Source organism: Arthrobacter sp. KNU40, assembly GCF_051515115.1.
Lineage (GTDB): Bacteria > Actinomycetota > Actinomycetes > Actinomycetales > Micrococcaceae > Arthrobacter.
The window spans coordinates 3,089,906-3,109,450 of the sequence record NZ_CP195850.1; the positions used below are offsets into that span (position 1 = coordinate 3,089,906).

Consider the following 19,545-nt stretch of genomic DNA (forward strand, 5'->3'; position numbering starts at 1 on the left):
ATGAGTTCCCCGATGTCCACGGGAACGGTGACAGCCAGTTCCCTCCATGCGGCCCCAGCGATTCCTTTGCGGCGACCTTGGCGCTGGATCAGCGCTGTCGTCTTGCTGGCTGTTGTCGCCCTGTTCATTCAATCCCTGCTCACCAACAAGAACATCGAGTATCCGGCCATCACCCGGTACTTGTTCGATACCCACATTCTGGCGGGCGTCTGGCTGACACTCGTGCTGACGGTGCTGTCCATGCTGGTTTCGACGATTCTTGCGATCGTCATCGCAGCCATGCGCCTCTCCACCAACCCGGTGCTCTCTGCGCTTTCCTGGCTCTACGTCTGGTTGTTCCGCGGCACCCCACTCTTGGTGCAAATCGTGCTCTGGGGCTACCTTGGCTTGTTGTACAGCCGACTATCGGTGGGTATTCCGCTGACTGACATTGTCTTCTGGTCCGTGGACACCAACTCGCTGATCACGGCATTCGTTGCCGGCTTCCTGGCGCTGACGTTGAACGAGGCAGCGTACTCCTCCGAAATTGTCCGGGCAGGAATGCTCTCCGTCGACGAGGGCCAACGCGAGGCCGCGTATTCACTCGGCATGTCACCGCTGTACACCTTCAGCAGGATCCTGTTGCCCCAGGCCATGCGTGTGATCATCCCGCCGATGGGCAACGAACTGATCTCGATGCTGAAGAACACGTCGTTGCTCTCGGTCATCGCGGTCCTGGAGCTCTACACCCAGGCCTCCCTCATTTCCGCGCAAAACCTGAAGCAGGTGGAGCTGCTGGTCGTTGTCAGCATCTGGTACCTCTTCATGACAAGCGTGTTGTCCGTTCCGCAGTACTACCTGGAACGGCGTTTCGGCCGGGGCGCTTCCCGAACACTGCCCCCCACCCCGCTACAGCGCCTGCGTGCGGCGCTGGCAAACAGGACACGCCCCACCCCGACCATGCAGGTGAAGCCATGAGCGACAAATCACACCCCACCACCGGCATCAAACCGCTGGTACGTATCGAAAACGTCCGAAAGAGTTTCGGCAAGCACGAGGTCCTCAAAGACATCTCCCTGAACGTCAAAGCAGGGGAAGTGACCTGTCTTCTGGGTCCTTCCGGTTCCGGAAAATCAACCCTCCTTCGCTGCATCAACCATCTGGAGAGCATTGACGGTGGCCGCATCTATGTTGACGATGACCTCATCGGCTACCGCCAGCAAGGTGACAAGACCTACGAAATGCACCCGAAGGACATCGCCAAGCAGCGACGGAACATCGGCATGGTCTTCCAAAAGTTCAACCTGTTCCCGCACAAGACCGCCCTCGAAAACATCACCGAAGCGCCCACCGGAGTCAAAGGCCAATCCAAAACCGTGGCCTCGAAACGGGCCATGGAGCTGTTGGACAGGGTCGGCCTCTCCGAATGGTCCGGCCACTACCCGGCCCAGCTCTCCGGTGGCCAGCAACAACGAGTGGCGATCGCGCGGGCATTGGCCATGGATCCGAAGCTGATGCTCTTCGACGAACCGACATCGGCGCTGGACCCCGAACTGGTCGGGGACGTCCTGGATGTCATGCGTGCACTGGCCACCCAAGGAATGACAATGATCGTGGTCACCCACGAGATAGGCTTCGCGCGCGGAGCCGGGGACCAGGTCGTCTTCATGGACGGAGGAGTCGTCGTCGAACAGGGCGACCCGACGCAGGTCATCGGCGCCCCCCAGCACCACCGAACCAAAGCGTTCATCGAAAGCGTCCTGAAGTAGGACGCCAGCTACAACGAGGATGCTGACCGTCACCATCGGGCGGTCAGCGTCCTCGTTGCTTAAAATCCAGCCACACCATGAAGCGGCCCGGGCCGTCGTTCTCCAGCAAGGGCGCGGCAACTATGGACCAGCCGCTTGCACCGTAGCTATTGCCGGGCCGTAGAAGTCACCTTCCGGCCTGAACCAGGACTCCGAAGGTTGGACAGCGCCAAAAACGCGGTAGCCGCCCCGCGAGGTTTCTGAAGATCAAGCCCGGTGTACTTTTCGAAGGAAGCCAAGCGATTCACAATCGTATTCCGATGACATCCGAGGATCGCCGAGGTCTCCAAAAGGCTACCGGAGTCCAGGAAGACCGTCACCGTTTCCAACAATCGTTCCCGCTCCCCAGGGGAGCAGCGGCGAAGATACGGGTCCACCAGAAAGGCCGGATCACATCCTACTTGCGCCAGACGATAACGCGTCACGGACTCCCAACGATCCTCGAGCCGAAAAACACCGGTTTCACCCACCGCAAGGTCGGCCATGATCTCCCGGGCGGCAAGCACCGCCATGCGGACACCGGCGATGCCCTGGGCGATGGGGGCGACACCGGCGGCGAGTCCTTCGAACAGAGCGAGCTCGTCAAACGCCAAGTGGAGACGAAGGCCCTGCTTTCGCTGCAGAATGACGATCGTGTGGTGCCCTTGGTCGAAGGCAAACCCCACTACGGCTCGCGGTGCAGACAAGCTCCCCAGCCGCCGGCGTAACGTGAGGCTGTCGTCCCTGCTGATGGCAGCCACCAGGAATTCGGCGCCAGGGTCGATCTTGAGGGCACCCGCGATGCGCAGCGCGTCCGACGGCGACGGTTCGGCAGCTGCCAGGAGCTTGGTGAGGTACTGATGCTGCAGATCCGCGGTCGCGGTCTCCAGATCCTCCGCCTCTGCGACGTAGCTTTCCTTGACCCGGACCGCGAAGGTGTCCACTACTTGCCAGACCAGTTCTGTCTTGCGGACCAACAGCCCTGGATTGACGCCAAGGGACGGTGCCGAGAGCGCCTCCCAGAGCACCGAGAAGTCTGTCCGGATAGCCCGCACCAGACTCTCCAAGGGGATCCCCTGCTGTGCGCGCTTGGCGCCCAGCTCAGCAGCCAGCGACTCCAACGAGGTCATGTCCGTGCCGCCTTTGGCCAAGGATTCAAGCATCGCGTTGAAGCACTTCTCGCTGCTGCTCCTCAAGTCCTCCAAAGTCAGTCCGGATTCCGAATAGGCCGGATCCAGGAGAATCCGGCCCAGGAAATTCTCCGCAAGTTCAGGCACGCGACCGGCCAAAAGTTCGATGATCCGCTGCCACTGTGCGTCTTCGATCAATTTCTTCCCCTCCACGTTTGACGTACAAATAGGATGGCTCCGACTTGCGCAAAAAGCACTGTACTTTCATCCAATTTTTGCTCTCCATTCCGCTACTCCCTGTCATTGGCGGGAGTCGAATCCGCTGGAATGATCGATACCTGTCGCCCAGTGGCGGCAATCACATCCAGGAGTTTCCATGAGCACAGCAGATCCAGTCCAGGAGCGACCAACGGCGGTCCGCGTGGACGAACAAGCAGGCTATAAGAAGGGCCTTTCGAACCGGCAGATCCAGATGATCGGCATCGGCGGTGCCATCGGAACAGGGTTGTTCCTAGGTGCAGGCGGCCGCTTGGCTTCCGCGGGCCCCGTCCTGCCCATCATCTACGCCATCTGTGGCATCTTCGCGTTCTTCGTCCTCCGTGCACTCGGCGAGCTGGTCCTGCACCGCCCCTCTTCCGGATCTTTCGTTTCCTACGCCCGGGAATTCTACGGTGAGAAGGCAGCCTACGTTTCGGGCTGGGTATACGCTATTTCCTGGGCGCTCACGGCCATCGTGGACATCACCGCCATTGCTGTCTACTTCCATTACTGGACAGCCTTCAGCAGCCTCCCCCAATGGGCCCTGGCACTTGCTGCGCTGGCGGTTGTTACCGCGGTGAACCTCATCTCAGTGAAGCTGTTCGGCGAACTCGAATTCTGGTTCTCAGTCATCAAAGTCGGCGCCCTGGTCACCTTCCTCCTGGTCGGTGGCATCTTCTTCGCCGGCAACTTCCCGGTTGCAGGACACAGCCCCGGCTTCTCCCTGATCGCAGACAATGGCGGACTGCTGCCGAACGGCTTGCTTCCCGCCATCGTGATCGTCCAGGGCATCGTCTTCGCCTACGCCGGTATCGACCTCATCGGCGTCGCCGCCGGCGAGGCGAAAAACCCCCACAAGGTCATGCCCAAAGCCGTCAACGCCGTCATCTTCCGCATAGCGATCTTTTACGTAGGATCCTCGGCACTGCTGGCGATGCTATTGCCATTCAACGCCTACAAAGCCGGCGAATCACCGTTCGTGACCTTCTTTGCGGCCATTGGGGTCCCCGGCGCGGGCGACGTCATGAACTTCGTGGTCCTCACCGCAGCGTTGTCCAGCCTGAACGCGGGCCTGTATTCGACCGGACGCATCTACCGATCCATGGCCCAAACCGGCGCAGCCCCCCGGTTCATGGAGCGCATGAGCCGCGGCGGCGTCCCCTACGGCGGAATCCTCTTCACCGCCGCCATCACCTTGCTCGGGGTCGGACTGAACGCAGTGGTCCCTGCCATGGCCTTCGAGATCGCCCTTAATGCAACCGCCCTTGCCATCCTGTGCACCTGGGGCACCATCGTCCTGTGCCAGCTCAAGCTCTACAGGCTGTCCCAGAAGGGGCTTATGCAGCGCCCATCGTTCCGGATGTTGGGTGCTCCTTGGACGTCCTACTTGACGCTGGCCTTCCTGGGCGGGGTCTTGGTCCTCATGCTGTTCGACTTCCCTGTGGGCACCTACACGGTGGCAGCCCTTGTCATCTTTATCCCTGCACTGGTGATCGGCTGGTTCGCTGTCAGGAAGCGCGTCAACGAACTCGCTCTCGTCAACCCGGGAAGCCATGCGCTCCCTGTCCTCTCCAACCCCACTAAGAACGATCCGAAGGAAAGCTGATCACCATGAGCACCCCTGAAAGCACCACCACGACAGCTGACGCCGAGGCCTTCCTCCGCGACTTCCGCAGCCTTTCCGCTATTGGCGAGACCCCAGGCCATGGCGTAGACCGGCAGGCAGCAACCACCGCCGACGCACAGGCCCGCACGTGGTTCACCTCCTTGGCTGCCCAGTACGGCTTCCGCACCGAAACGGATCAGGTAGGCAACCTCTACGCGCTCCTGGAATGGACGCCCGGCGCGCCCTACGTCCTGGTTGGATCCCACCTGGACAGCCAGCCGACCGCCGGCAAGTACGACGGCGCCTACGGGGTGGCTGCCGCCCTGCACGCCGGCCGGCGCCTGGCCGAATCCGCCGTTCCGGGCGAGAAGCCCAAGTACAACCTGGCCGTCGTCGACTGGTTCAACGAAGAGGGCTGCCGCTTCGCGCCTTCCATGATGGGGAGCTCCGTCTACACCGGAAAACTGCCGGCAGAAACGGCCCTCGCCATTACCGACGTCGATGGCGTCACCGTGCGCGAGGCCCTGTCCGCCATCGGCCAGCTCGGCACCGGCAGCGGCCCCCAGGCGGCTGCCTACGCCGAGATCCACATAGAACAAGGCCGATCCCTGGAGGACTCCGGAACCACGATAGGACTTGTCCACTCCTGCTGGGCAGCAGCCAAATACAGCGCCACCGTCCATGGCGAGCAGGCCCACACCGGTTCGGCCGTGATCGCCGACCGCAAGGACGCCCTCCTTGGCGCATCCCGGCTTGTCGTCCTGTTGCGCGAGATCGCGGACCGCTTCCCGGGAGCTGTGCTGCACACTTCAGTGGGGCAACTGAGCGTCTACCCGAACTCCCCGGTGGTGGTTCCGTCCAAGGTTGAACTGGTCATGGACATGCGCACCGCAGACGAGGACGTGCTGGCCGCAGCCAAAACGCTGCTCCGTGCCGGCATCTCCCGCATCGAGGCCGAAACCAACGTCGCGATCGACGTCGAGGAATCCCATGCCTGGGGCATCAACCCGTACCAGCCCGCCGGGGTCGAGCTGGCCCGGGAATGCGCCGAAAAGCTCGAATTGAGCAACACGCCGGTGTTCACGCTGGCCGGCCACGATTCGATCAACATGAAGGACATCGTTCCCACGGTCATGCTGTTCGTCCCCAGCGTGGACGGCATCTCGCATAACGAGCGCGAGTTCACGCACGACGACGACGCCTGCGCCGGGGTGGACATGCTCACCGAAGTCGTCGCCCGCCTCTGCCGTGGAGACCTGGACGGGGCGAAATGACACTCGCGCACGGGCCTGATTTGCGTATTGCCGTCCTCCAGGCCACCGGCCTCGTTAGTTCGCCGGCCGAAAACCTCCGCCGCATCGCAGCCCGGGCGCATGAGGCCCGGCAACGCGGCGCAGAGCTCCTGGTCACCCCGGAGCTGTTCACGAGCGGCTACGCGCCAACCCTGGTCCACGCCACCGACGGCGTCGCACAGCGGGAGCAGCTCGCCGCAATCGCCGTCGAGCATGGCATCGGACTCGTGGCCTCCACCGTCGAACACGAGGACGGCGCCCAGTACATCAGCGCCTCCCTGTTCGGCCCCGACGGCGCGGAACTGACCCGCTACCGCAAGCAGAACCTGTTCGGCACCGACGAGAACTCCGTGTTCACGCCCGGAAGCGAGGCGCCCGCCGTCGTCGACTTCAACGGCGTCAAGATCGCGTTGGGGATCTGCTTCGACGTCGAGTTCCCGGAGTTCGTGCGGTCCGCCGCACTGGCGGGCGCCGAGCTACTGTGCGTGCCGACGGCGGTCCCCTTCCGGACCGGGGACGACGCAGGCGAGCAACCGTTCGACACGCGGCTGATCCCAGCCATGGTGGTCCCCACCCGCGCGCTCGAAAGCCAGCTCTTCATCGCCTATGCGAACCACGCCGGCCCGAACTTCGCAGGGCTGAGCAGCATCGCCGACCCTTACGGAAGGCAGCTCTCGGCAGCAGCCGATGACGGCGAACTCATCGTCGCCGACATTAGCCTGCAGACCCTGGTCCAGGCCCGAAGGGATACCGACTACCTGGCCCGCTTCACGCAATCCATCCCCTCTTCACACCTGTAAGGACAGCAGTGACCATCGCAGCAACAACCCCCGCAGCAGGCTCCGTCCCGGCGGCGGCACCCATCACCATGCTCAACCCGGATTTCCCGTTCCCCTATGACGACTTCCTCGCGCACCCGGCCGGCCTCGGGGCTGTGCCGGAACATATGTACGGCACCGAGGTGGCCGTCATCGGGGCCGGGTTGTCCGGGCTGGTTGCCGCCTACGAACTCATGAAAATGGGCCTCAAGCCGGTCATCTACGAATCCTCCAGGATCGGCGGGCGCCTCCGCGGCGGAACCCAGCCCGGGCAGTCCGGCCCCGTGGCGGATCTCGGGGGCATGCGCTTCCCCCGCTCGGGACGGTCCTTCTTCCACTACGCCGACAAAGTGGGGATCGAAACCCAGCCTTTCCCCAATCCGCTCACCCCTGCGGCGGGGAGCACGGTCATCGAACTCGGCGGCCAGGCGCACTACGCCGAGACCGCCGCGGATCTTCCGCAGTTCTTCGGCGACGTCGCCGCGGCCTGGGACGACTGCCTCGAGGAACGCGCCCACTTCACGGCGATGCAGGAAGCCATCCGGAACCGCGACCTTGCCACCATCAAGAAGCTCTGGAACGAGTTGGTCCCGAAGTTCGACGATGTCTCCTTCTCCGGCTACCTTGCCACCTCGAGGGCATTCTCCGCGCTGCCGTTCGAATACCGCGAGGCCTTCGGGCAGGTCGGCTTCGGCACCGGCGGCTGGGACACCAACTTCCCGGACTCCTTCCTCGAAATCCTCCGCGTGGTGTACGTGGACGCCGACGCCGAGCAGCACCGGATCATCGGCGGCGCCCAGCTTCTCCCGGAACGGCTATGGAACCACACTCCCGAAAGCCTGGCACATTGGCCGGCAGGCACCAGCCTGGCCTCCTTGCACGGCGGCCACCCCCGTGGGGCCGTTGCCGCCGTCGCGCGTGTGAAGGACGACGGCGGCGCCGCCGATGGCATCGCCGTCACGGACCGATGGGGACGAACTACCGAATTCCCGGCAGTCATCGCCACCTGCCAAAGCTGGCTGCTCTCGGCGCGCATCGACGTCGACGAATCGCTGTTCAGCCACAAGCTCTGGACCGCGATCGAACGCAGCCATTACATGCAGTCGTCAAAGACCTTCGTAGTCGTCGACCGGCCGTTCTGGAAGGACATCGACCCCGAATCCGGACGCCAGGTCATGAGCACCACACTCACGGACAGACTTACTCGCGGAACCTACCTCCTGGACAACGGCCCGGATCAGCCTGCCCTGATCTGCTTGTCCTACACCTGGAACGACGACGCCCTCAAGTGGCTCCCCCTGGACGCCGATGAGCGGGTCCGGCTCATGCTCCACTCCCTCAAACAGATCTACCCTACGGTGGACATTGCCTCGCACATCATCGGCGACCCCATTACGGTTTCATGGGAGGACGATCCCAACTTCATGGGCGCCTTCAGCGACAACCTCCCCGGCCACTACCGCTACCAGGAACGGCTCTACACCCACTTCATGCAGGAAGGTCACCTGCCGGAACACCGCGGCATCTTCCTCGCAGGCGACGACGTTTCCTGGACCGGAGGCTGGGCCGACGGGGCCGTGACCACGGGCATCAACGCCGTGTGGGGCGTGATGAACCAGCTCGGCGGCTCATCCCCGGCAGAGAACCCCGGCCCCGGTGACCGCTTTGAAGAACTCAAGCCAATCCGCCTCCCCTGAGGCTCCCTCCGGATGGGCCGCGGCGTTCGCCCGGCCCATCCGCCCGATCACGCAGGAGTCATCCCGTTGAAGAGAGTCATTTCCGTAAGAGAGCATGTGTCCCACGTCCCGCAGGACTGGAGCAACTTGGAACCGAAAATCGACGTTGACGTTATCGGCCCGGACGGCACGAGCTACGGGGCCGTTGTTGATGCTATGACCCAGGATTCCAGGGTTGTGTGGGTCCGGCGGCTGGACGTCGGAAGCCGGCATTTGTTTGACCACCGTGATGGGGTGCTGATCATCCCTTGCGGCTGACCCATACCCACCGCTGTTTCACCTGAAGTTCCACAACTACGAGGAGGACCCATGACTCACAAGCGGCGCAGGCCAACCAAGAACCGCAAGGCATCGAGCCGAGGCCGCTTGCCCTCTTTGAAGGCGGTACTTCCGCCACTGCCTGACACACCTGAACCCAGCGTGGGCACCGATGCTGCTTCCGCGTCGGCGACGGTCCATGGCGGGACGTCTCGTGCGCTGCGTAACATTTCAGAGGTCCGGCACTTTTTCCGCACGAACAGCGTGCCGGTGTTCTTCATCGGCGCGACGCCCTTCAACCTGCTGGGACTGGACCGTTGGGTCAGGGGATTCAGCTACATCACCTACTACGATGCCTGGAATGGTGCGCACCCCCGGGTCTTCTCACCCACCGTCAAGCCCTACCAAGAGTTTGCCAACGGCGAGGAGATCAACAATTGGCTCCTCAACAACGCGGAAGTGCGGGCGTACATGTCCCGGTCAACCCCTGCGGGGATCCGGCCCAAGGTTGCCATGGTCTTCTTCGATGAAGAGACGGAGAACATCTGCCATGAACTGGGGTACGACCTGATCTTGCCGCCGGCGGCGTTGAGGGACCGCTTGGATTCGAAGATTGTGACCACCACCCTCGGAAACGAGGCCGGCGCTCCGAGCGTGCCCAATGTCCTGACAAATGTCCAGAACTGGGAAAGTCTCGTCATCGCTGCCTCAGCTGCCGGGCTGGGCACGGACTGGGTGGTGCAGACGCCGTACGGGGATTCGGGCAAGACGACATTCTTCATTGCGTCCGAAGAGGACTGGGACAAGCACCAGGACCACATCCGTGGTGAAGACATCAAGCTGATGCGCCGGATCAACAACCTTCCAGTGGCGGTCGAAGCGGTCATAACCCGTTGCGGAACGGTCGTCGGTCCATTCATGACCGAGCTCACCGGTTTCGAGCAGCTCACACCCTACCGCGGCGGTTGGTGCGGCAACGAAATGTATGAACAGGTACTGACCTCCGAACGCCGCCGCAAAGCCACGGAACTGGTCCGGAAGCTCGGCAGCCGCCTGGGCCAAGAAGGCTACCAGGGCTTCTTCGAAGTGGACGTGCTCGTTGACCTCGATTCCGAAGAGGTCTACCTGGGGGAACTCAACCCCAGGATCAGCGGCGCTTCCGCCATCACCAACGTCACCGCAGGCGCCTACGCCGACGTTCCACTGTTCCTGTTCCACCTGCTCGAGTTCATGGACGTCGACTTTGACTTGGACGTGGCCGAAATCAACGAACGCTGGGAAGAGCTCGCCTCCGCTGATGTCTGGAGCCAGATGATCATCAAGGAAACCGCCCCCGTGGTCGAACAACTGGTCGCTGCACCGGACACCGGGCAGTACTACCTGGATGAGAGCGGCGCCCTGCGATTCCGACGGGCAGCACTGGACTGGCACCAGCTCCAAAATGAGTCGGAAGCGTTCTTCCTTCGGATCTACGGACCCGGGGACTTCCGCTGGAAGGGCGCTGACCTAGGCGTGCTCGTCACCAGGGGTCGGCTCCAGCGCGAATCGCCCAACGGCGGGTCTGCACTGACAATTCGTGCACGACACCTCATCGACTCCATCCGTGAAAAATACGTGGGCGTCCCTGTTGTGGACGCCGCAGAAATTGGTGGAGTAAAGTCCCGATGAGCGACGCCATGAACGAGACGACGTACCGACCCACAGTTGACTGGAAATCCAGTCTGGTCCCGGAAGGCATAACCCTGGACAACTGGCAAAGCCAGCCCAACCTTCGTTGGAGCTTCCAGCACGTCGCGGACATCCTGCCCACGGCGACAATCTCCCGTGGGCGGGGCCCGGTTGCCAATCTGCCAGAAGCGCCAACAGACCTGTCGACCATCCATGTCCCAGAGGCACCAGGCGGGTCCCACCGCACAGTGGCTGACATCATCCGTGACACCGAGACCGACGGCTGGATGGTCCTCCACCGGGGCCGCGTACTTGTCGAGGAGTACTTCGGCAACATGGGCCCGGAATCATCACACCTGCTGATGTCCGTCAGTAAATCCCTGGTAGGCGCTGTGGTCGGTGCGCTGACGGACTCCGGGGCGATCGACCCCGACCAACCGCTGACCGCTTACGTTCCGCCCCTTGCAGAGACCGGCTACGCAGGTGCCACCGTTCGACAGCTGCTGGACATGCGCTCTGGTATCCACTTCTCAGAGGACTATCTTGACCCAAACGCCGAAGTCCGGAAACTCGAAGAAGCCATTGGCTGGGCAACCCACACCGGGCCGCCGGCACCGACCACCATGTACGGGTTCCTCCTCACCCTGAAACAAAAGGCGCCACACGGAGGCCCGTTCGAATACCGTTCTTGCGAAACCGACATGCTCGGCTGGATCTGCGAAGCCGCAACCGGCATGCGCATGCCCGAGCTGATGTCACAAACCCTCTGGGCCAAACTCGGCGCCGAGTCCGACGCCACCATCGGCATCGACTCCAACGGGACGGGGATGTTCGACGGCGGCATCAACGCCGGTCTCCGCGACATGGTCCGTTTCGGGAGCCTCTTCCTCAACGGAGGCACCGCCCTCACCGGAGAACAGATCCTCACCCCCGCCTGGATCAACGACACCTTCGACGGCGGACACGACTCCCGCGCCGCCTTCGCAGCCAGCCCCGGCGACAACCGCATGCCCGGGGGCATGTACCGCAACCAAATGTGGTTCCCCTACCCGGATAACAACGTCACACTCTGTCTTGGCATCCACGGACAAATGATCTACATAAACCGGGCAGCCGACATCATCGCCGCGAAACTTTCCAGCTGGCCGCTCCCACAAGACGCCACCAAACTCTTCCCCACAGTCCACGCCTTCGACGCAATCGCGGACGCGGTCATATGAGACGTAGACGCACGGCACAACGGGCACCGCGCCCGGCGTGACAAATACAAACCATACCCATGGAAACCTTGAGAGGCGGCACATCATGCAGGTCATTGAAATGTCGATTCCATGGTTGCTGCTTTGAGCGCGTGCGCCATCACCAAAGCCATCCCGCTCGAGATGACGCTCAGGCGTCTAGCAGGCGTGCGTTGTTGTCGCCAAACACCTCAGGCCCCCGGCGCACTTTCCGCGCCTCTTCGAACATGGCTTGGAATGTAGTGCGAACGATCGTTTTCAAGACAAGCAGGGCGACACCGGATTGCCTCCGATATCCCAACCTTTGATGGACGAGGGCTAGGCCGGGTTTATTCTTCGATGGTGACCTCGCGCCTGAAGGCGACGCAGTCCTTGATGGGAAGCGCCCGCCTCTTGGGGTCGGGCTAGTACCAAGCGTCTTCCGTGTTCTGTAGACCTCTGACTCCGAGCCTGTGGCAGCTGGCGCGGCCTTTCCATGGGCAGATCGAGTACATCTCGCTGTCCGTCAGGTGCCGGTTGCCCCCGGCTTCGCATCGAACTAATGGCCCCGCGACCGGACGGGTCCATCCGACTCCGCGATGACGGCGCCGTTCCAGACTGGTTCGACAATGATCGGATCGTTCCTTTCGTTGTCGAGACGTGAGAAGACTGTGCACTCCCGCAGGAGTGCATCGCGACGCTAGGCCGACTGCTTTGGGTTTGAGGCGCGGCAAAGACCACACACGGCTGCAGTCGCGCAGCAGCGGGGGCGTTTAGTCGGCGCGGGGTCTTGACGCTGCCAGGCGGCTCGAGTCGGGCAGGGTTGCCACGAAAACGTCCGTGGCGCTGATGTCCGCCAGTGCCTTGCGCCGGGTGTCGTCGAGGTATCCGACGTGGCTTTGGAATGCCGCCCGGGCGGCTTCCGGGTCCTGGTCCGCTATGGCCTGGTAGATAACCGTGTGTTGCGCCCACACGGCTTCGCGGTCCAGCAGATCGACGAAGACAGTGTTGGTCGCCGGCCGCATTAGATGCACGGACATCATGGCGAGTTCGAGAATCTGGTTCTTTGCAGCCCTGGTGATCGCCGTGTGGAACTCAATGTCCAGCTGGAGCCATTCATCGAGATCGAGGTCGGGGTTCGACGCGAGGTGTATCGGCTGGTAAATCGCCTCGAGGTCCTCCTCGGTGCGCCGGCGTGCGGCCAAGTCAACGCACTGCATTTCCAGCACCCAGCGGGCCTCATCCACGTCATGCAAGGAGACGTTGCCTGCCCGGTACCACAAGCGGATTGCGTCACTGAGCTGTTCGGCGACGGTCTCAGCATCAGGCACCGCAACATAGGTCCCTCCCCTGCTACCCCGGGACGACACAACCAATCCGGTGGCTGAGAGGATCTTCAGCGCTTCCCTTGCGGTGGCGCGCGCAACATCGAATGATTCCGCCAGCTCCAACTCAGAGGGCAGCCGCTCACCCGGCAGCCATTGGCCGACGCTGATCGCCCTTCGCAGCTGGCGGGCAATTTGCCCAGACGCGTCCTTGCGGCCGAGCTGAACCGGCACGAACTCTTCTGGCATCGCTAACGCACCCTACCTTCACATCGGTGGAAACCCCTTTACAAGGAAAGGATACTCCTTGCATAATGTCCAAAGTTAGACATTGACCTTCCCCCAACAATCGTTGCGGGAACCACCCGATCCAACCCCCTGGAGAAACCGATGACTCTGAAGATCAGCACAGCGTTGGGGATCGCTGCACTCGTGTCCACAATCGCCCTCACCGCCTGCACCGCGCCTCCCAAAGCCGCAACGGATACACCAGCCACGGCGGCCGGATCGGGATCTGCGGCCAGCACCGAAGCCATGAGCACCACCCTGAAGTTCGTCGATGCCCGGACCAAGGCGCCAACCGGGAAGAAGGTGGTATACCTCGCGGAATGCGCAGCCGCGAATGCCTACTGCCAGACCCGGTTGAAGGGGGCGCAGGAGACGGCCGCCAAAATGGGTGTCCAATTGACCGTCTTTGATGCGAACTTCGATCCGGCCGCCCAGCTGCAGCAGGTCCAGGACGCCGTGCAGCGAGGATTCGACGGATACATCTTCTCGCCCGTGGCCGACGCCCCCGGATGCTCGGACTTCCACCTGCTGCAGGCCAGCGGCAAGCCCGTCAGCACCATCAACAGCCCCATGTGCGGCAACCCCGACTACACGCCGGGGACCGCGGGATTCGTCGGCATGCAGACCACCCAGTTCTTCACCGAGCACGTCGAAAACGCCTTCAAGTCCTGCACCGCTTCCTGCAATGCGGTCGCCGTCGGCGGCTTCGTCGGATCCGACCTGTTCACCCGCTGGGAGACCGCCATCAAGACGGCGGCCGCGAAATACCCGAACGTCAAGGTCGTCTCCGACCAGCCGGGGAACTTCGACCCCGCCAAGGCCCTCTCGGTGGTCCAGGACGCGATCAGCGCGAACCGCAGTATTGATCTGGTGATTTCCTCCTGGGATGACATGACCCGGGGTGTGGAACAGGCCGTTCACGACGCCGGAAAGACCCCGGGGAAGGACGTCCGCATCTACAGCGTGGGAGGCACCACGGCAGGCGTGGCCAAGGTAACCGCCGGGGCTTGGACGTCAACATCGGTGCTGCTCCCTTACGAGGAATCCTCCTACGGTGTCGCCCAGTTGGTCCGTGCCCTTTCCAGCGGCGAAAGCACGCCCGGCTTCGCGTACCTGGCCCAGGCCCCGGCCGTCACGCAGGGGCCCGGCTCGATCTTCATCACCGCTGCCAATGCAAGTAAATTCCACCCGGAGTACTGACATGCGGGCCCACCCATCCACCGCTGCCGACGCGCTCGTCGTGCAGGGCGTGAACAAGCAGTACGGGGATATCCAGGTCCTGCGGAACGTCTCCCTCACGGTCAGGGCAGGTGAAATCCATGCACTTGTCGGGGAAAACGGGGCTGGAAAGTCGACGCTGATCAAAACCGTGGCCGGCGCAGTCCAGCAGGACAGCGGAACGGTCAGTATCTGGGGCCAGGAGCTCGACGGCGGGCAGCCCGGCAAGGCTGCGGCGGCGGGGCTCGCGGTAATCTACCAGGAGCTGACCATCGTCCCGGAAATGACGGCGCTGGCCAACGTGTTGCTCGGCAGACCGCCGCGAAGGTTTGGTTTCATCGACCGCCCGGCTGCCCTTGCCCAATACCGGGAGGCCGCTGCAGCGGCCGGTACCTCCATACCCGCTGCGGCGCGTGCCGGAGACCTGTCCACGGCCAACCAACAGATGCTCGAAATCGTGCGGGCCCTGGCAAGCCACCGTCGCCTGATCGTCATGGATGAGCCCACGGCCTCGCTTGGCCCGGAAGACAGCCGGTCCCTCCACCAAGCCATCAAGGAACTCACTTCCGCCGGGTGCTCGGTTGTCTACATATCCCACAACCTCGACGACGTCCTGGACATCGCCGACACGATCACGGTGCTGCGCGAGGGAGCCGTGATCGACAGCAAACCAACTGCCGACTGGGATAAACCCTCCCTGATCGTCGCGATGCTCGGCGGCACCCCGGCCGAGGTCCAACCCACCTCCCCGGGACACACCAAGGGCAAGATCGCCCTGAGTGTCCGCGGGCTCACGGCCCCCGGTGTCGATCTGCCGGCACTGGACATCCGAGAAGGGGAGATCATCGGCCTGGCCGGACTCGTCGGTTCAGGACGCACCAGGTTGCTGCGGACACTGGCCGGCGCGAACCGCCACACAAGCGGAACGCTCACGCTCGACGGAAAGCAGGTGCCATGGCCCCGTTCCCCGCGGGACGGAATCCGGCTCGGGATCGCCCTGGCCCCGGAGGACCGAAAAGAACAGGGCCTGGTCCTGGACCGCAGCGCTGCGTGGAATATTGCGCTGGGCCAATTCACCAAAGCATCGGGCCGCCGTCCCTTCCGGAACGGCGCCCTCGCGGGATGGGCAGGTCCCGGCGCTGTCCGGATGGGGTTCAACCCGGACCGGCTGAACGGCCCGGCGGGAACCCTGTCAGGCGGAAACCAGCAGAAGCTCGTCCTGGCCCGATGGCTGGACCGCGGCCTGCGCTGCCTGCTGCTGGACGAACCGACGCGAGGCATCGACATCGGCGCCAAGGCCCAGATTTTCGGCACGGTCCGCAAGCTGGCCGACGAAGGGCTGTGCGTCATCTGGTGCAGCAGTGACCTGGACGAGGTCACCCGGTACAGCGACAGGATCATCGTCCTGGCCTCCGGCCGTGCGGTCGCCGAACTACCGGCGGGCTCCACCGTCCAGGACATCCTCACCCACACCTACACCGCGCCGATGCCAGGAAGCGTCGGGCCCACAACAACAGATATGGCAGCATCATGAGCACGACAACACTTCAAAAGAACAGGATGTCTCCGCCCGCGCAGACGCCCCGGATAGGTCCAACCCTGCGCCGTTACGGCGTTCTGGCGGCCTTGCTGGTCCTGGTCGCCCTCATCAGCATCGCCCAACCGGGCTTCCTCGCCGGGGGGAACCTGATGAATATCGTCAGCCAGTGGGCTCCCGTGGCCATCATGGGAATCGGGATGACGTACGTGGTCATCACGGGCGGATTCGACCTCTCGGTCGGGGCCATCTACTCCCTTACCGCCGTCATCGCGGCAACCGTCGGCCGGACGGAAGCCCCGATCGTGGCCTTCACCGCAGCCGCCGTAGCTGGCATCGCCGCCGGAGCCATCAACGGCTGGATCGTCACCGGGCTGAAGGTCAACCCGTTCATCGCCACCCTGGGAAGTTCCTTGATCATCTCCGGCACCACGCTGGTCATCACGGGAAACCGGGCCGTCGTCGTGAGCTTCGCCCCGTTCCAGGAACTCGGCAGCGGACGGCTCGCCGGGATCCCCTATTCGGGGATGCTTCTGGTCGTCCTGCTTCTGCTGGCCGGTTGCATCCTGGCATTCACGCCATACGGGCAATCCGTTTACGCGGTCGGAGGGAACCAGGAAGCCAGCCGTCTCGCGGGTATCCGAACCCGCGGCGTCGTGGCCAGCACCTACACACTTTCGGGGCTGTGCGCCGGCATCGCCGGTGTCGTCACGGCCTCGCAACTGGGTTCGGCACAACCCAACCTCAACCCGAACCTGGTCTTCGATGTCCTGACTGTTGTCATCGTCGGCGGCACGTCCTTGACTGGAGGAAAGGGCGCCATCTGGCGGACCGCCGTCGGCGTGGCAATCCTGGCCACCCTCCAGAACGGCTTCAACCTCCTGGACATCGATTCGTACTACCAGAACATCATCAAGGGCATCATCATCATCGCCGCCCTGACCCGGCTCCCCGGAATCCGGCCCGCAGTCAGGCTGCGCCGCCCCAACTCCTCCAAATAAAAACCAGAAACCACCAAGGAATCACGATGACCATCACAACCGTCGAAGAACTGACCATCACCCAGGTCCACGATGCACTCCTCGCAGGAACCTTCACCGTGCGGGAACTCGTCGAGGCGTATCTGGAACGCATCCGCACCCTCGACGCCGAGGGACCAGCACTGAACTCCATCGTTACCGTCTCCGGCACCGCACTCGAGGAAGCCGACGCGCAGGACGCCTACCTCGCTGCGAACGGCACACTCTCCGGACCACTGCACGGGGTTCCGGTCGTAGTCAAAGACCAGATCGAAACCGCCGGAATACCCACAAGCTTCGGCAGCGCCGCAACCGGCGCCTACACAGCCGCCCAGGACGCGACCGCGATTGCCCAACTGCGCACAGCTGGCGCGATCATCCTCGCCAAGACCACCATGCCGGACTTCGCCACCTCCTGGTTCTCCACCTCCTCGCGCAGCGGAATCACCCGCAACCCCTACGACCTGGCCCGCGACCCGGGCGGATCCAGCAGCGGCTCCGCAGCCGCCGTCGCCGCCAACCTCGCCCTCGTGGGCATCGGCGAAGACACCGGCGGGTCCATCCGACTGCCTTGTTCCTTCTGCAACGTCGTCGGACTCCGCGTCACCCCGGGGCTGATCAGCCGGACGGGGATGTCCTCCCTCGTTGTCCCGCAGGACACGGCCGGGCCGATCACCCGAACCGTCACGGATGCCGCCGTCGTCTTGGATGCACTGGTCGGCTTCGACCCGAAAGACCCCTACACCGCGGCTTATGCCATTGCCCGGCACTCCGGCACCTATGCCGAAGCCGTGGCCAAGGACGGGCTCGCCGGCAAACGCATCGGTGTCCTGCGCCAGGCCTTCGGTCCGGATTCCGACGCCGAATCGGCCGCGGTCAACGACGTCATCCGCCAGGCCCTGGCCAAGGTGGAAGCGGCTGGCGCCCAGCTCGTCGATGTGGAGGTACCGAACCTGAACGACTACGTCGCCGACACCTCGGTGTACTTCTCACGGTCACGGCAGGACATGAACGCCTTCATCGCCAAACGGCCGGAGCTTGGCATCGATTCGATCGAACAACTTCACGCGGAGGGCAAGTTCCACGAGAAGCTGGATTTGTTCGTCGGGATTGCGACAGGCCCGGCTACGGCGAAGGAAGATCCCACGTACCCGGACCGGGTTGCCCTCCAGGGCGACTTCCAGCGCCTGGTGGCAGGAATCATGGCGGAACAGAAGCTTGACGCCATCTGTTTTCCCGACGTCAAACTCGCAGCCCCGAGCCACGAAGACATTTTCGCCGACCGCTGGACATGCCTGACCTACCCGACCAACACCGTCATCGCATCCCAGCTATTGTTCCCAGCCATCACCGTTCCCGCCGGATTCACCAGCGAAGGACTGCCCGTCGGACTGGAAATCATGGCGCTGCCATACTCCGAACCGCAACTGCTCGGACTGGCACACGGGGTCGAGAAGGCCACCGCGGCACGCAAGGCACCCAACCTGTCCCAGGTGAAAGCGTGAAAGACAAGACCTTGATCCCCCAGCTCACACTCAACTCGGACATGGGCGAGTCCTACGGAATCCACTCCTTCGGAAACGACGAAGCCCTGCTGCCCCTCGTCGACTCCATCAACGTCGCCTGCGGCATGCATGCAGGAGATCCCAGCACCATGAACCGCATCGTCAGCGCGGCCGCCTCCGCCGGTGTCCGCATCGGCGCCCACCCAGGGCTGCCGGACCCCGTCGGCTTCGGACGACGCGAAATGGTTCTGCGAAAAGACGAAGTCCGCGACTTGGTCCGGTACCAGGTCGGCGCCCTGTGGGGATTCCTCGACGCCGCAGGCGTACCCCTGAACCACATCAAGCCGCACGGAGCCCTGTTCGCCATGCTCTCCAGAAGCGATGAACTCATGGACGCCCTCTGCGACGTCGCGGAGCAATTCAACGTGCCGGTCTATGGACTCCCGGGAACCTGCCACGAAACAACGGCGGCACGCCGGGGAATCCCGTTCATCGGCGAACTGTACGTGGACCTTGACTACAACGCCGACGGCACCGTCATCGTCAACCGCTCAAGCCATGAATCCGGGATTGCACAAGCCGTTCAACGCACCCACAGATACCTGAAGGAGGGAACGATAGCTTCGGTGACGGGTGAAACCGTCACCGTCAAGGCGGACACCATCTGTATCCACTCCGACCAGACAAATTCCGTCGAACTGGCAACCGCAGTCCAGGACGCCCTCAACAACTGAGCCGCGCCCACCAAGCCCGACAAAGCCGGGTGCCCGCTCAACCAGCGCGCACCTGAATATTCGCGCTGTTGGGGTCCATCTTTCGTGTGTTTGGGGGCCGGTGGGCAGAGCGCGCAGTAGCGGTCTTGGGTGCCGGTAGTGGCGTGCTTGGGGGCCACCAAGTTTAGGCT

Annotated in this window: 16 protein-coding genes; 14 read left to right on the top strand and 2 right to left on the bottom strand. The window is 63.2% G+C overall.

The annotated features are described in order from the left end of the window. Positions 1-957: an amino acid ABC transporter permease gene (locus tag ACSKT0_RS14230; RefSeq protein WP_437770381.1), complete on the top strand. Its 957-nt coding sequence runs from the start codon at positions 1-3 to the stop codon at positions 955-957. After that, positions 954-1,748: an amino acid ABC transporter ATP-binding protein gene (locus ACSKT0_RS14235; protein WP_437770382.1), complete on the top strand. Its 795-nt coding sequence runs from the start codon at positions 954-956 to the stop codon at positions 1,746-1,748. The genes ACSKT0_RS14230 and ACSKT0_RS14235 overlap by 4 nt, the downstream gene beginning before the upstream one ends. A gap of 146 nt (positions 1,749-1,894) precedes the next feature. Here ACSKT0_RS14235 and ACSKT0_RS14240 read toward each other — a convergent pair whose 3' ends face one another. Then, positions 1,895-3,094, bottom strand: coding sequence for a helix-turn-helix domain-containing protein (locus ACSKT0_RS14240; protein WP_437770383.1), 1,200 nt, complete (start codon positions 3,092-3,094; stop codon positions 1,895-1,897). Between the two features lie 178 nt (positions 3,095-3,272). Between ACSKT0_RS14240 and ACSKT0_RS14245 the strand changes: the two genes are divergently transcribed. From ACSKT0_RS14245 to ACSKT0_RS14275, 7 genes are all read left to right on the top strand, one after another. Beyond that, positions 3,273-4,760, top strand: coding sequence for an amino acid permease (locus ACSKT0_RS14245; RefSeq protein WP_437770384.1), 1,488 nt, complete (start codon positions 3,273-3,275; stop codon positions 4,758-4,760). A gap of 5 nt (positions 4,761-4,765) precedes the next feature. After that, positions 4,766-6,034 (top strand): M20 family metallo-hydrolase, encoded by a 1,269-nt coding sequence (locus ACSKT0_RS14250; RefSeq protein WP_437770385.1) that lies wholly within the window; start codon positions 4,766-4,768, stop codon positions 6,032-6,034. Further along, on the top strand, positions 6,031-6,852 hold the full coding sequence (locus ACSKT0_RS14255) for a nitrilase-related carbon-nitrogen hydrolase (protein WP_437770386.1): 822 nt from the start codon (positions 6,031-6,033) through the stop codon (positions 6,850-6,852). The genes ACSKT0_RS14250 and ACSKT0_RS14255 overlap by 4 nt, the downstream gene beginning before the upstream one ends. 68 nt (positions 6,853-6,920) lie before the next feature. Next, positions 6,921-8,567 (top strand): flavin monoamine oxidase family protein, encoded by a 1,647-nt coding sequence (locus ACSKT0_RS14260; RefSeq protein ID WP_437774034.1) that lies wholly within the window; start codon positions 6,921-6,923, stop codon positions 8,565-8,567. 96 nt (positions 8,568-8,663) lie between these two features. After that, on the top strand, positions 8,664-8,864 hold the full coding sequence (locus ACSKT0_RS14265) for a hypothetical protein (RefSeq protein ID WP_437770387.1): 201 nt from the start codon (positions 8,664-8,666) through the stop codon (positions 8,862-8,864). Positions 8,865-8,915: 51 nt separating this feature from the next. Further along, positions 8,916-10,532, top strand: coding sequence for a biotin carboxylase (locus ACSKT0_RS14270; protein WP_437770388.1), 1,617 nt, complete (start codon positions 8,916-8,918; stop codon positions 10,530-10,532). After that, positions 10,529-11,752 carry a serine hydrolase domain-containing protein gene (locus tag ACSKT0_RS14275; protein WP_437770389.1) on the top strand — a complete coding sequence of 408 codons (1,224 nt, stop codon included), beginning with the start codon at positions 10,529-10,531 and terminating at the stop codon, positions 11,750-11,752. Before ACSKT0_RS14270 ends, ACSKT0_RS14275 begins: the two co-directional genes overlap by 4 nt. Positions 11,753-12,522: 770 nt before the next feature. Here the strand turns inward: ACSKT0_RS14275 and ACSKT0_RS14280 are convergent. Then, positions 12,523-13,323 carry a FadR/GntR family transcriptional regulator gene (locus ACSKT0_RS14280; RefSeq protein ID WP_437770390.1) on the bottom strand — a complete coding sequence of 267 codons (801 nt, stop codon included), beginning with the start codon at positions 13,321-13,323 and terminating at the stop codon, positions 12,523-12,525. A 141-nt stretch (positions 13,324-13,464) separates the two neighbouring features. Here ACSKT0_RS14280 and ACSKT0_RS14285 point away from each other — a divergent pair, with 141 nt between their 5' ends. Genes ACSKT0_RS14285 through ACSKT0_RS14305 form a run of 5 tightly spaced genes read left to right on the top strand, consistent with a single transcriptional unit; the run spans position 13,465 to position 19,375 of the window. Then, positions 13,465-14,562 (top strand): sugar ABC transporter substrate-binding protein, encoded by a 1,098-nt coding sequence (locus ACSKT0_RS14285; RefSeq protein ID WP_437770391.1) that lies wholly within the window; start codon positions 13,465-13,467, stop codon positions 14,560-14,562. Between the two features lies 1 nt (position 14,563). Then, positions 14,564-16,114: a sugar ABC transporter ATP-binding protein gene (locus tag ACSKT0_RS14290; protein ID WP_437770392.1), complete on the top strand. Its 1,551-nt coding sequence runs from the start codon at positions 14,564-14,566 to the stop codon at positions 16,112-16,114. After that, a complete protein-coding gene (locus tag ACSKT0_RS14295; protein ID WP_437770393.1) occupies positions 16,111-17,118 on the top strand; it encodes an ABC transporter permease in 1,008 nt (335 codons plus the stop codon). The genes ACSKT0_RS14290 and ACSKT0_RS14295 overlap by 4 nt, the downstream gene beginning before the upstream one ends. A 26-nt stretch (positions 17,119-17,144) precedes the next feature. Further along, positions 17,145-18,641, top strand: coding sequence for an amidase (locus ACSKT0_RS14300; protein WP_437770394.1), 1,497 nt, complete (start codon positions 17,145-17,147; stop codon positions 18,639-18,641). Next, positions 18,638-19,375: a 5-oxoprolinase subunit PxpA gene (locus tag ACSKT0_RS14305; protein ID WP_437770395.1), complete on the top strand. Its 738-nt coding sequence runs from the start codon at positions 18,638-18,640 to the stop codon at positions 19,373-19,375. Before ACSKT0_RS14300 ends, ACSKT0_RS14305 begins: the two co-directional genes overlap by 4 nt. The last annotated feature ends 170 nt before the right edge of the window (positions 19,376-19,545 follow it).